Raw genomic sequence first — 12816 nt, forward strand, 5'->3', positions numbered from 1 at the left:
GTGCAGCAATAGGTGACGTTCCGGTTACGAATCAATCTTCTGATCGCTGTTGTCTCCAGATTTTTTTGATTCCCTTTCCTAAAGGGAAAATCCGGACACAAAGGCGCACGCTTCGCTTCTTCAGATTCGATTTCGTCCCCTCCACTACGTTTGCACGAATCACCGTATCTTTCGAATTGGGGTGGGGTAATTTAGGTTGCTTCCACTCTGAATTCCTTTAGGCTTGTCATGGTTGTCTTTTCTTACTCATAGGATGAGTTAAGGAACCGGACGGAAGGAATGATGTTTCTATGTTTAGAGATGTTATATTGCCCTTACTCTATGGGCTTATTATCTTTTTTGGTGGCATGAAGCTGATGGAAACGGCCTTGCAGCGCATGGCTGGGCCCATGTTGGCGGGTTGGCTCAATCGCGCCACCTCTGCTCCATGGAAAGGCATGGCCTTCAGTGCAGGTGCAACGGCCCTGTTACAGAGCAGTACTGCGGTCACCGTACTCACCATTGGACTGGCTAATGCCAGATTAATTACCTATGGACGCACACTTGGCATCATCCTCGGCACCAACATCGGGACATGCCTGACAACGGAGCTGGTGGGACTGCAGATCGGACGCGCTTCCCTGCCCCTACTCGTCCTGTCGCTAACGGGCTGGGCCATGTTTGTTGTTCTTGGTGAACGCAATCTGGCCGCTCCTGAACGCACGCGCCAGACTCTGTTTAACATCCAGTACAGCTTCCTCGCAGCTGCCGGATTTGCACTTGTTATGACAGGCATTCAGGTGATGCAATCCATTGCCTTACCCTTGCGGAGCATGGGCGTATTTCAATGGTTTCTCGACCGCTCGGCCGACAGCTTGTGGTGGGGCTTCCTGGCAGGTGCCTGTCTGACAGCGCTCATTCACAGCAGCGCTGCTGTCATTAGCATGGCGATTACGCTCGCTGCCACAGGAGTATTGCCTGTGGAGATCGGCATCGCCATTGTGATCGGGTCCAATGTGGGGACCTGCATCACCGCTGTGATTGCTGCCGCGGGCGGAGCATCCGCAGGCAAATTTGTCGCAGCCTCCCATGTTGTATTAAACATTGCGGGAGCGCTGCTCTTTATGCCGCTGATCGGCCAGCTGCATGCAGCTTCGGCCTGGCTGTCAGCGGACAACGGGGCACAGATTGCGCATGCCCAGACCCTTTTTAACATCACCAGTTCACTGCTCGCTTTGCCATTTTGTTACTTGCCAATCTGGCACAAAAAACCACCGGTCCACGCCCCCGCGGCGAAGTCACCCGTGGCTTGATGATCTGCCTATCGAGACCCACAGAGCTCGCGGCTAACTGACTCGAACAATAGTGCGTTATACGTTAATGCCTAACTTGTTCAGGGCTACACGCAAGATATCATCGTTATTATCATATCCGCTCTGCTGCTGTAAGGACCATGCTTCTTCCGGAGCATACCAATCCACACCCTTGATTTCTTCAATCTGAGGCTGTAAATCACCACTCTCGGCTTCAACGAGATAATAATGAACTTCCTTGTCCACCGGGCCAAAGTCTGCATGTTGGTACGTGTAAGCAATGATATCAACCGGCTCTACAATGCGGCCCACCATACCTGTCTCTTCCAAAATCTCGCGCAGTGCCGTCTGTTCAATTGTTTCTCCATCTTCCATTTTGCCCTTGGCGAGAGTTGTTTTACCATAACGATCTACGATAAGCTGAATTTGAAGACGTCCGTCTTCCCCTGTTCTATAAACAACTCCGCCTGCTGAAATTTCTTTTTTGTTCATCGTGCTCTCCCCCATCAACTTCGATATCTTTATCTTATTTTTTGCAAAAGAAGGACCTCATCTCCCCGGGTAAGCTCCCCAAGGAAATGAAATCCTTGTTTCTGACGCCTCGATTACATCGCGGCGGACTTAAGATTCTCTTCCAAAACACGTACCAGCATAGCCTGACTCTCGTTGACGCCGGCTTCAACCACTTTGACTCGGCACACTTTACCGACCATATCCATCGTTCCATCAAAGACCAGTTGAATGTAGTTGTCGCTATAACCGTGCAGCTTGCCACTTCCCTCGCGGCCCTTGGCTTCCCCTTCGGGAATAACATCCAGTACCTGTCCAACAAACTGCTCAGCGTACTCCAGCTGCATCTGCTCAGACAAGTCAATCAGTTCATGCACACGTGCATTTTTGACCTCTTCGTCCACCTGATCTTCCATTCGTGCTGCTGGCGTACCCGTACGCTTGGAATAAGGGAATACGTGCATTTCGGAAAAACCGATCTTCCGCATCAACTCATAGCCATTACGGTACATCTCATCCGTCTCACCTGGAAATCCAACAATGATGTCTGTTGTAATCGCTACATCCGGCATTGCTTCCCGAATGCGAAGCATCTTGTTGTAAAACTCTTCCGTCGTATATTTGCGGCGCATGCGTTTCAACACCGTATCATCACCCGCTTGCAGCGGAATATGGAAGTGACGAACAAGTTTGTCCGAACGTTTGATCACGTCGAGCATGCGGTCATCGATCTGACTGGCTTCAATCGAGCTGATTCGAATACGCTCCAAACCCTCTACCTTATCCAAATCCCACAGCAGATCGGTCAGATCATAGTTCTCCATGTCATCGCCATACCCACCTGTATGAATACCGGTCAGAACAATCTCCTTGTATCCTGCGTGTACGAGTTGATGCGCCTGTTGAATAATGCTGTTCGCCTCACGGCTGCGTGAGAGACCACGAGACCACGGAATGATGCAGAACGTGCAAAAGTTATTGCAACCATCCTGAATCTTCAGGAACGCGCGGGTACGGTCAGCAAAATCCGGTACGTCCATTTCTTCAAATACACGGGTTTTCATAATATTACGTACCGCGTTAACCGGTTGACGGGACTCCTGAATTTCATTAACATATGGCAGAATCTTGTCACGGTCCTGTGTACCGATAACCAGATCCACCCCTGGGATGTCCAGAATCTCTGCCGGAGAAGTCTGCGCATAGCAGCCTGTAACGGCCACAATCGCCTCCGGGTTGCGCCGAATGGCACGACGAATAATTTGACGGCTCTTTTTGTCGCCGGTATTGGTTACTGTACAAGTATTAATCAAGTATACATCCGCTGTCTGTTCATCAAAGTCCACTTGATCGTAACCTTCGTTTTTGAACAATTGCCAAATCGCCTCTGTATCATAGAAATTAACTTTGCAGCCTAAGGTGTAAAACGCCACGGATGGCATAATTACATTCCTCCCATTTCTCCGGATTCATATAGCACGCAAGTTAGTGCTGCCATTCCAGCTGTCTCAGCACGCAAAATGCGTTTGCCCAGTCCAACAGATACAGCACCTGCCTGATCAGCCTCTGCCGTCTCCTTCTCAGAAAATCCACCTTCCGGTCCAACCACGATCAAAACTTCTGCACTTGCATCAGGTGCAAGCTGCTCTATAAACGGCTTCAATGCATCTCTCAGCTGTTTACCATTTTCTTTCTCATAACAATAACATACCAGGCTATAGCCCTCAAAAGAAGATAACAGCCCTTTCCAGGAAAGCGGCTGCTCAACGGATGGAATGCGATTCCGGTGACTCTGTTCGGCAGCTTCCTTGGCAATTTTCCGCCACCGCTCCAACCGTTTGCCTTCTTTCTTGGCATCATATTGCACAATCGTACGTTCTGATAGGAAGGGTACAAATGATACCGCCCCAATCTCAGTACATCTTTGGATGACTGTTTCCATCTTGTCGCCCTTGGGCAAACTCTGTGCCACGGTTACACGAATCCGTGCTTCATGGTCCATCTCGAGAGGTTCCACAATATTGGCTGTCACTTGGCCAACTTCAATACTCTCGATTTCTACGAGTGCTTCTCTGGAGTTTCCGTCACTGACAATCAGTTTATCTCCAGGTTTACCACGCATGACCTTGCCAATATGGCGTGCATCATCACCTGTGATAATCACAGCGTGTTCATTAAACTGTTCTGCAGATACAAAATATCGCTGCATTAGTCAATCCACCCATTCTGTCCTGTTATGACTGGAATTCACCCCGCCTGATGACAGGCGTGAATCCAATCGTCACAGATGATCATACAACTTTTACGTGTTTCTGACCAGTATTCCGGTCCATAAACAATGCGCTTTTAGCGATATAATTCGATAATCACCTTTGCTAGATCCACATACATCGTTTGCGCAAACTCATACAAAGGTTGAATCGTCACATTTTGCAACGGAGGTATAACAAGAATCAATAGGAAGATAAAAACAGACCATTGCTCCACCCCTTGCAGCTTGCGGCTGATTGAAGGTGGCAGTAGATCCTCTAGAATCCGATAACCATCCAGTGGTGGCAACGGAATCAAGTTAAACAGGAACAGGAAAAAGTTGGTTAAGTTAAAGATAGCGAAAAACGTCGTGATTGCTGTGAGCAGACGCTCATTATCAATGCCGCCGAGAGCTCCCGAACCAACCAGTGAAGCATAGATGATTGTACCGATGATCGCGAGCAAAAGATTGCTCAGAGGCCCTGCTGCAGATACGATGATGCCCATCAATCTAGGTTTGTCGAAGTTAGCCCGATTAACGGGAACTGGACGTGCCCAACCAAAGCCGGCAATAATGAGCAGCAGCACACCTAACAAGTCAAAGTGTACAACCGGATTCAGCGTGACCCGACCCAACAGCTTCGCTGTTGGATCACCAAATTTGTTGGCAAAATACGCATGCGAGAATTCATGCACCGTAAATGCGATCAGAATGGTCAGCAGGAAAAACGGAAGCTGATCGATCGGATAACGAAAGAACGAATTCCAGAAGTCCATACGTTACCCCTTTCTGGCTACAAACGCCAGCCAATCCTCATCACGGTGGATCGCACTCACTTCAAACCCGGAGGCTACCAGTGCATCATGTACAACCTGCTCTTTGTTCTTCCAAATGCCGGATACAATATAGGTCCCACCAGACTCAAGCGCATTATAGACATCGTCTACGAACAACAAAATAATCTCAGCCAGAATGTTCGCCACGACAACTTTAACCGGTAGTTGTACACCAAGTGCAGGGTCCTGACTCCCAAGGACGGACAACAGATCACTCTCTTTAACCGTAATTTGTTGTTCCAGCCCATTCAGTTCCACATTCTCCCTGGCACTAATTACGGCAACTGGATCAAGATCAAGCGCCAGTACATGTTTTGCCCCAAGTTTTATCGCTCCAATAGCCAAAATACCAGAGCCTGTACCTACGTCAATAACTTCCTCGCCGCCCTGAATAACCGTTTCCAGTGTGCGCAAGCAGAGGGAGGTCGTTGGGTGGGTTCCTGTACCAAAAGCCATGCCTGGATCAAGCTCAATAATTTTCTCATCTGGACTTTCAGGCGTATACTCTTCCCAAGTTGGCTTGATCGTCAAACGTTCCGATACACGTACCGGCTTGAAATATTGTTTCCAGGCTGTTGCCCAGTCATCTTCATCCACTGTACGCGTCTCATAACGAACCTCACCTGTATCAATTCCGAATTCGGAGAGTTCCTCAACTCTCGGATTAACTTCTAACTGTAATGCAACCATGTCCGTACCTTCGGAGAAGTACCCTTTGATGACTGCAAAGCCTTCCGGAATATCATTCAAAGGAACGTCGTATAACTCACCATATGTCGTGTCCCGTTTTTTATTTAAAGTACCGGACTCTTCAATCGAAACCCCTCCAGCACCCGCTTCATGTAAAAAATTCGAAATCATCTCCACAGCTTCTTCTGTGGTATGTATTGTTAGTTCATGCCATAACATACTTGGTTTTTCCTCCTCATTTTTCAAACATCCCAACTATTGTACTACACAAGCTAGCCGGAGCACAAAGCCGACCACTAAAAGAAAAACAAAACAGGATATCCGCAGCCTGACTGCTCGAATATCCTGTCATCTATTCATACATATCTGTTTCATTTACTTCAGCATTTTGCATAATTCGAATCTCAGTTAGCAAAAACGTCCACCATTCTGCGTGATCATCTCTGCGGCTTGCGGGAGCGAATCGTTGGATACGGACACGGTCAGCAAAATTTCTTGTTTTAGCCTGTTGGCCGAGTCCTCTTTGGGTGTATCATACACCTGACCATTGGACAACATTTCCGTTTCATCACTAATCAGGGCAAGTACATTCAGTTCGCCACTAAATCCTCCGACGACGGCCGTAGGAGAATTATTGGAGCCCGTAACATCGTTTGAGTCCAATGCAGACGCTTCATTGCCAAGGCTCTCGATGCTTAATTGGTTCGGGTGTAACAATTCCAGGGCTCTGCGTGCAGACTCAGCCTCAGTCCAGCTTGTAAAAACAGCTTCGAGGGTCACTGCCGAGCGATCTTCAGTCATGAAGCTCCCGTCCCTGTCGTCGATCAGCCGCTTCACTGCGGCGTAGTGCTTCTATATCTTCATGATCCGCAGCTTCAGCGCTGAATTCCACGTCCTCATTTTTTGCGGATTGCATACGTTTCATCTTTTCCGTTTTCGTTAAGATCTTGCCTGGACGTTCATGTTCAGCCATTGTAATGCTCCTCCTTCATATTGGGAAACTAGATCATTCCACCGGCTTGTTCGATTATAGACATAGCGCGGTGATGTACCGATTCATCTACGATGACAGTTAGTAATACATCTCTTCCTGTAGGGCCACCCTGTGCACCATCACTCATGCCGCTTGCAGAAGGGTCCGCCGCAGCCATAATTCCAGCACTGGCATTTGTTTGCATCGAATCGGGCACCCATGATGAAAAACTGCCGGAAACGCCCGGCTTGTAGGAAGCCCCGCTTGGTCCTACACCCGCATATCGGCTGAATCGATTAATTGACAGGTCCTCCACTCGCAATGCCTCCAGTTTTTTGGCCGCCCCTTGAGCCTGCTCCGGGCTGTGAAAGTACGCCAAAATATTTTTCTCGGTCATCCGCTTCACCTGCTTCCCTAATTTCTCGCATATCAGCTATGCATATCATTCTCGCCATGCTATCTTTCCGCAAGTTCGCTCAGAATATACCGAAATGCTCCCACAAATTGCTGTCGTTCTTTGTAGCATAAATCCATGGATTTCACAAAAACCACTGAACTACTAAAAAAGGCGTACAAAAAAGGACACCCCGCGGTAAAAACCGCTGTGGTGTCCTTTTGAACTTACTTTATTTTATTCTCAGTCGCCGCGGAAGGCGCGTTTCACTCTATCAAAGAAAGATTGTTCATGCTCATGTGTTTGCTCTCCATCCAGCGAAGCAATTTGGCGAAGCAGATCCTTCTGCTCGTCATTCAGCTTACTAGGTGTAACCACAACCACTTTCACATGCTGATCCCCCTGCCCCATACCGCGCAGGCGTGGTACACCTTTGCCTTTGAGGCGGAAATACGTTCCCGTTTGTGTACCAGCTGGTACTTTCAACTTCACTTTCTCGGTCAACGTTGGGATCTCAACTTCATCTCCCAGAGCTGCCTGAGCAAAGGTAAGTGGGATTTCGCAATAAATATCGTCGCCTTCACGCTCGAAGAAATCATGTGATTTCACGCGAATGACAATATACAGATCTCCCGCTGGTCCGCCACGCAGGCCGCCTTCACCCTCACCTGTCATACGCAGTTGCGCGCCATCATCTACACCCGCTGGAATGCGAACATGGATTTTGCGTTGCTTGCGGACTTTACCGCTACCACTGCACGTTGTACATTTTTCTTTGATAATTTGGCCCGAACCGCTACAGTTCGAACATGCACGACGATTAACCATACGACCAAACGGTGTATTTTGCACGACTTCCTGCTGACCGCTACCTTGGCAGACCGAGCAGGTTTCCGGTTTCGTTCCAGGTTTGGCACCTGAGCCATGACAGGTATCACAGCCTTCGGTACGCGGAATCGTAATATCGGTTTCTTTACCGAATACAGCTTCCTTGAACTCAATTGTCATCGTGTACTGCAGATCATTCCCCCGTTGCGGAGCATTTGGATCACGTCGTCCACCGCCACCGCCGCCAAAGAACATGTCGAAGATGTCGCCAAATCCGCCGCCGCCAAAATCACCGCCACCACCGAATCCACCTTGATTCGGATCGACATGACCATATTGATCATATTGTGCACGCTTCTGACCGTCACTCACTACGTCGTAAGCTTCTTTAACTTCTTTAAATTTAGCTTCCGCATCAGCAGCCTTGTTTACGTCAGGGTGATACTGACGGGCAAGCTTACGGTAAGCCTTTTTAATCTCATCGTCGTTAGCCGTTTTACTAACGCCAAGCACCTCATAATAATCACGCTTTTCAGCCACTCTTCCACCCCCATATCATTCACCATATCGCACATCGTGACAAAAGGAAAGCCAAAGCGCGGGAGCCCCGGCTATGACTTTCCCTCTAATTCGAACGTCACCGATGTTTAATTCGCGTAGAACTACGAATTAGTTTTGTTTTTTATCTTCATCCACAACTTCGTAATCAGCGTCTACGACGTTGTCACGTTTAGCAGAACCTTGTTGCTCTTCAGCACCTTGTGCTTCTTGCTCTTGCGCCTGAGCTTGCTCATACAGTTTCACGGACAGTTGTTGAACGATCTCTGTCAGTTCTTCTGTAGCAGCTTTGATATCTTCCAGGTTGTCGGAAGCCAGAACGCCTTGCAGTTTTTCTTTGGCAGCATTCGCTTTTTCAACTTCGCCAGCATCTGCTTTTTCGCCAAGATCTTTGATCGTTTTGTCAACAGAGTAGATCAATTGATCTGCACTGTTTTTCGCTTCAACGAGTTCTCTGCGTTTTTTATCTTCTTCAGCGTGCAACTCAGCATCTTTCATCATTTGCTCAACTTCAGCATCGCTCAAACCGCTGGAAGAAGTGATTGTGATTTTTTGAGTTTTGTTCGTACCTTTATCTGTTGCAGATACGTTAACGATACCGTTGGCATCAATATCGAAGCTAACTTCGATCTGTGGAACGCCACGTGGAGCTGGTGGAATATCACCCAACATGAAACGTCCAAGCGATTTGTTACCCGCTGCCATCTCACGCTCACCTTGCAGAACATGAATCTCAACGCTTGGTTGATTGTCTGCATATGTGGAGAACACTTGAGATTTGCTTGTAGGGATCGTAGTGTTACGCTCGATCATTTTAGTGAATACGCCACCCGCTGTTTCGATACCCAGGGACAATGGCGTTACGTCGAGCAATACAACGTCTTTCACGTCACCTGTCAGTACGCCCGCTTGTACAGCAGCACCCAAAGCTACAACTTCATCCGGGTTAACGCCTTTGTGTGGCTCTTTACCCGTCAGTTTTTTGATTGCTTCTTGTACTGCTGGAATACGTGTCGAACCACCAACCAATACGATCTTGTCGATATCGTTAGGCGTCATACCCGCATCACTCAATGCACGACGAGTTGGTTCAAGCGTACGCTCAACCAGACCTTCAGAGATTTCTTCAAATTTCGCACGGCTCAGGTTCAACTCCAAATGCTGAGGAACGCCATCAGCAACTGTGATGAACGGCAAGGAGATCGTTGTAGTCAATACGCCGGAAAGTTCTTTTTTCGCTTTTTCCGCTGCATCTTTCAAACGTTGAACCGCTGCTTTATCTTTACTCAAGTCAATGCCTTGATCTTTTTTGAATTCACTTACGAGGTAATCAATGATCACTTGGTCAAAGTCATCCCCGCCTAGTTTGTTGTCCCCGCTAGTTGCTTTAACTTCGAAGAAGCCATCACCCAGTTCAAGAATGGATACGTCGAACGTACCGCCACCCAGGTCATATACGAGGATCGTTTGGTCTTCGGATTTCTCCATACCGTATGCCAAAGCTGCTGCTGTTGGCTCGTTGACGATACGCAGAACTTCCAAACCTGCAATTTTACCCGCATCTTTAGTCGCTTGGCGCTGACTGTCATTGAAGTAAGCTGGTACAGTGATAACTGCTTGAGTTACCGTTTGACCCAGATAAGCTTCAGCATCGGATTTCAATTTTTGCAGAATGATTGCAGAGATCTCTTGTGCGGAGTAGTCTTTGCTATCGATTGTTTCCTTGTGGGAAGTACCCATGTGACGTTTGATCGACATGATGGTACGATCCGGATTGGTGATGGCTTGACGTTTTGCTGTTTCACCAACAACGCGCTCTCCATCTTTTTTGAAACCAACTACGGATGGAGTTGTACGTGCGCCCTCCGGATTTGGAATTACGACAGCCTCGCCGCCTTCCATTACTGCTACGCATGAGTTTGTTGTTCCTAAGTCAATACCAATTACTTTGCTCATCCGAAAATTTCCTCCCTCAACAATTTAAAATGAATGGGTCTGATCTGACCCTTATTTAGATGTTCATGTTGCTAATCGTGCTCTATGTGTACAAACCTTTATATTAAACTTCGCCCACATTGTTCAACCATGGAGCCGACTCATTCCTTCCTATAAGGAATTTATGAGCTGACTTTAACCATAGCTGGACGAAGCACTTTATCTTTCAGCATGTAGCCTTTTTGGATTTCCTCAACAACGATACCTTCTTCGTACTCGTCGCTCTCCACTTGCATAATTGCTTGGTGGAATTCAGGATTGAACGGTTGTCCTACCGATTCCATAGCCGTCAGACCTTCATTATTCATCACGGTTTCCAATTGACGGAAAATCATTTGGATGCCCTTGGAGAAAGATTCGACCTCTGCTCCTTCCGGTACAGTAGCCATGGCGCGCTCGAAGTTATCAATAACCGGTACCAGTTCGGTGACCAGCTTCATCGAAGCGTATTTAGCCAATTCTTCTTTTTCCTTCTGCGTACGACGACGGAAGTTATCAAAATCAGCCTGTGCACGGACATAACGCTGTTGTTGCTCCTCAGCTTCTGCCTTCAGACGTGCAAGCTCATCCTGCTCCTGACCAGCCATCTCTTCAGCTTGTGCTTCTGCAGCGCCAGCTTCATTAATAGGCTCCTGCTCAGTTGCTGTTACCTCTTGTTCTTCTGTAAATGATTGCTCCTCTTTCAAGATGTTCACCTCCTTATACGAATGAAATGGTTCATTCCCGAATCTTATTTGAAACGATGTGTTAGCATCGCCGTCAAGTCACGGGATAGTGTATTTAAAATATGAATGACACGTGCATAATCCATCCGCGTGGGTCCTAGAATACCGATCGAACCCAAAGCCTCACCGTCCAATGAATAGGAGGCTGTAATCAGGCTGCAGTTGGCAAAGGCTTCATGATCATTCTCAGTGCCGATTCGCACTTGAATACCAGATCCACCCGGCACGGGCATCATCAATTTCATGAGTGTTGGTGTCTCTTCCAGCAGGTCAAGAATATCTTTTACCTTTTCGATATCTTTAAACTCCGGTTGAGTCAACATATTGGTGGCACCACTGAGGAACAGACGATTATCATGTTCGTTGTCAAAGGCACTGTTCAGCACCTGCATAACTTCCTCGTAACGTGTAATATGCCGTTCCATCTCTTGCCCAAGTTCGGTATAAAGACGGGATTTCAATTTGTAGATTGGTACGCCCACAAGTTTGGTATTTAACAAGCGAACCACATTTTCCATCTCAGCTACCGAGATTTCTGGTGGAATCTGAACCGTCTTGTTCTCCACTTGACCTGTATTGGTCACGATGATTGCCACAGCTTCACTCTCGTTCAGCGGAAGCAATTGAAAGTGACGTAAGGACGTATGGAATACTTCCGGTCCCAGCAGGATCGAAGTATAATTCGTCATATGTGACAAAATATTGGATGCATGCTGAATAACTTGTTCCATAACGTTCAGCTTTTCGGCGAAGAACGACTTCAGATCATCCAACTCCTGAGGCTCCACCTGATTCCAAGGGACCAAATGATCGACATAATATCGATAGCCTTTATGAGAAGGAATGCGTCCTGCCGATGTATGCGGCTGTTCCAGGAAACCCATATCTTCAAGGTCCGCCATTTCATTACGGATCGTCGCCGGACTGTATCCAACATCTCCCCTTTTGGAAATGCTCCGGGACCCTACGGGCTCAGCTGAACGGATATAGTCATCCACTATAGCGTTCAGAATCATTCGTTGACGCTCTGTTAACATGGTGAGTATCCCTCCTTCTGACTGTACTGTCCCATGTCGTTAGCACTCCGGTTAGATGAGTGCTAAGCGGTAATACAAAAATACCAAACTGACGTGAACATTGTCAAGTGAGTTTGATGAGTGGGCTCATCTATTTATAGTATAGACCAATGTCAACGAGTCCTAACAACTTTATTGAACATACTTTGAAGTAAAAAAGGACTGCATGTAGGGCAGAGGCTGACTCGGCTCGATCCATGCAGTCCATTCAGTTGTTAAGCTGAAACGTTAAGCTCTTTTAATACCGCGATCTCATCACAACAATCCTGCTTGCTGCAATGAACACAGTCGGTCCATACTTTCTCAGGGAAAATCTCTTTTTCCACTACGGCAAAGCCGTTTTTGAGGAAGAAGGATACTTCATATGTCAACGCCATAACCTTAGGAATCTGTTGTTTCTCCGCTTCTTCTACCAGTCGGTCCAGCAATCGGGAGCCAATACCGAGCCCTTTGTGTCCTTCCGAGATACCGAGTGATCTGACTTCCACCAAATCATTCCCCAGACGACAAAGCGATCCGCAACCCACCACTTCACCATCAACTTCGGCTACAACAAAGTGCTCCAGCTGTCGGTGCAGTATTTCCCGTGATCGCGGAAGCATGATCCCACGCTCTGCATAGCCCTTAATCATTTCATACAGTGGTTCAACATCTTCCGGCACGGCTTTTCTGCATATTACCGACATCC

14 protein-coding genes are annotated in these 12816 nt (G+C 47.5%); 1 reads left to right on the forward strand and 13 read right to left on the reverse strand.

Annotation, left to right across the window (positions count from 1 at the left end):
• Nucleotides 1-290 precede the first annotated feature (290 nt).
• Entirely contained in the window at nt 291-1292 is a 1002-nt protein-coding gene (locus MHI55_RS22210; RefSeq protein ID WP_017687227.1) for a Na/Pi symporter, read from the forward strand.
• A gap of 57 nt (nt 1293-1349) precedes the next feature.
• Here the strand turns inward: MHI55_RS22210 and MHI55_RS22215 are convergent, their stop codons facing one another.
• The 13 genes from MHI55_RS22215 to MHI55_RS22275 form a co-directional block, all read right to left on the reverse strand.
• Nucleotides 1350-1784, reverse strand: coding sequence for an NUDIX domain-containing protein (locus MHI55_RS22215; RefSeq protein WP_036615070.1), 435 nt, complete (start codon nt 1782-1784; stop codon nt 1350-1352).
• A gap of 113 nt (nt 1785-1897) precedes the next feature.
• Nucleotides 1898-3244, reverse strand: a complete 1347-nt coding sequence (gene mtaB, locus MHI55_RS22220) for a tRNA (N(6)-L-threonylcarbamoyladenosine(37)-C(2))-methylthiotransferase MtaB (protein WP_340386915.1) — start codon at nt 3242-3244, stop codon at nt 1898-1900.
• Nucleotides 3245-3246: 2 nt separating this feature from the next.
• Nucleotides 3247-4011, reverse strand: coding sequence for an RsmE family RNA methyltransferase (locus tag MHI55_RS22225; RefSeq protein ID WP_036615075.1), 765 nt, complete (start codon nt 4009-4011; stop codon nt 3247-3249).
• A gap of 137 nt (nt 4012-4148) precedes the next feature.
• Nucleotides 4149-4829, reverse strand: a complete 681-nt coding sequence (locus tag MHI55_RS22230) for a site-2 protease family protein (protein WP_100527023.1) — start codon at nt 4827-4829, stop codon at nt 4149-4151.
• A gap of 3 nt (nt 4830-4832) precedes the next feature.
• Nucleotides 4833-5798, reverse strand: coding sequence for a 50S ribosomal protein L11 methyltransferase (gene prmA, locus MHI55_RS22235; protein WP_036668569.1), 966 nt, complete (start codon nt 5796-5798; stop codon nt 4833-4835).
• A gap of 189 nt (nt 5799-5987) precedes the next feature.
• Nucleotides 5988-6380, reverse strand: coding sequence for a hypothetical protein (locus MHI55_RS22240; RefSeq protein ID WP_340386917.1), 393 nt, complete (start codon nt 6378-6380; stop codon nt 5988-5990).
• A complete protein-coding gene (locus MHI55_RS22245) occupies nt 6373-6552 on the reverse strand; it encodes a YfhD family protein (RefSeq protein ID WP_017687220.1) in 180 nt (59 codons plus the stop codon). The genes MHI55_RS22240 and MHI55_RS22245 overlap by 8 nt, the downstream gene beginning before the upstream one ends.
• Before the next feature lie 28 nt (nt 6553-6580).
• The gene (locus MHI55_RS22250) at nt 6581-6949 is read right to left on the reverse strand and encodes a hypothetical protein (RefSeq protein WP_340386919.1); all 369 of its coding nucleotides are present in this window, start codon (nt 6947-6949) and stop codon (nt 6581-6583) included.
• A gap of 240 nt (nt 6950-7189) precedes the next feature.
• Complete coding sequence (gene dnaJ / locus MHI55_RS22255) at nt 7190-8314, reverse strand: molecular chaperone DnaJ (RefSeq protein WP_036615086.1); 1125 nt, start codon at nt 8312-8314, stop codon at nt 7190-7192.
• Nucleotides 8315-8443: 129 nt separating this feature from the next.
• Nucleotides 8444-10288: a molecular chaperone DnaK gene (gene dnaK / locus MHI55_RS22260; RefSeq protein ID WP_047843796.1), complete on the reverse strand. Its 1845-nt coding sequence runs from the start codon at nt 10286-10288 to the stop codon at nt 8444-8446.
• A gap of 161 nt (nt 10289-10449) precedes the next feature.
• Nucleotides 10450-11013 carry a nucleotide exchange factor GrpE gene (grpE, locus tag MHI55_RS22265; RefSeq protein WP_340386921.1) on the reverse strand — a complete coding sequence of 188 codons (564 nt, stop codon included), beginning with the start codon at nt 11011-11013 and terminating at the stop codon, nt 10450-10452.
• A gap of 44 nt (nt 11014-11057) precedes the next feature.
• Nucleotides 11058-12089: a heat-inducible transcriptional repressor HrcA gene (gene hrcA / locus MHI55_RS22270; protein WP_036615092.1), complete on the reverse strand. Its 1032-nt coding sequence runs from the start codon at nt 12087-12089 to the stop codon at nt 11058-11060.
• A gap of 254 nt (nt 12090-12343) precedes the next feature.
• Complete coding sequence (locus MHI55_RS22275) at nt 12344-12814, reverse strand: N-acetyltransferase (RefSeq protein ID WP_017687214.1); 471 nt, start codon at nt 12812-12814, stop codon at nt 12344-12346.
• Nucleotides 12815-12816: the final 2 nt, after the last annotated feature.

The sequence above is a fragment of the Paenibacillus sp. FSL E2-0151 genome (assembly GCF_037993015.1).
GTDB classification, from domain to species: domain Bacteria; phylum Bacillota; class Bacilli; order Paenibacillales; family Paenibacillaceae; genus Paenibacillus; species Paenibacillus amylolyticus.

Bases quoted from the DNA above. Each gene is read 5' to 3' on its own strand.
- MHI55_RS22210 (WP_017687227.1), top strand. From the start codon at position 291: ATGTTTAGAGATGTTATATTGCCCTTACTCTATGGGCTTATTATCTTT.
- MHI55_RS22215 (WP_036615070.1), bottom strand. From the start codon at position 1,784: ATGAACAAAAAAGAAATTTCAGCAGGCGGAGTTGTTTATAGAACAGGG.
- mtaB (WP_340386915.1), bottom strand. From the start codon at position 3,244: ATGCCATCCGTGGCGTTTTACACCTTAGGCTGCAAAGTTAATTTCTAT.
- MHI55_RS22225 (WP_036615075.1), bottom strand. From the start codon at position 4,011: ATGCAGCGATATTTTGTATCTGCAGAACAGTTTAATGAACACGCTGTG.
- MHI55_RS22230 (WP_100527023.1), bottom strand. From the start codon at position 4,829: ATGGACTTCTGGAATTCGTTCTTTCGTTATCCGATCGATCAGCTTCCG.
- prmA (WP_036668569.1), bottom strand. From the start codon at position 5,798: ATGTTATGGCATGAACTAACAATACATACCACAGAAGAAGCTGTGGAG.
- MHI55_RS22240 (WP_340386917.1), bottom strand. From the start codon at position 6,380: ATGACTGAAGATCGCTCGGCAGTGACCCTCGAAGCTGTTTTTACAAGC.
- MHI55_RS22245 (WP_017687220.1), bottom strand. From the start codon at position 6,552: ATGGCTGAACATGAACGTCCAGGCAAGATCTTAACGAAAACGGAAAAG.
- MHI55_RS22250 (WP_340386919.1), bottom strand. From the start codon at position 6,949: ATGACCGAGAAAAATATTTTGGCGTACTTTCACAGCCCGGAGCAGGCT.
- dnaK (WP_047843796.1), bottom strand. From the start codon at position 10,288: ATGAGCAAAGTAATTGGTATTGACTTAGGAACAACAAACTCATGCGTA.
- hrcA (WP_036615092.1), bottom strand. From the start codon at position 12,089: ATGTTAACAGAGCGTCAACGAATGATTCTGAACGCTATAGTGGATGAC.
- MHI55_RS22275 (WP_017687214.1), bottom strand. From the start codon at position 12,814: ATGTCGGTAATATGCAGAAAAGCCGTGCCGGAAGATGTTGAACCACTG.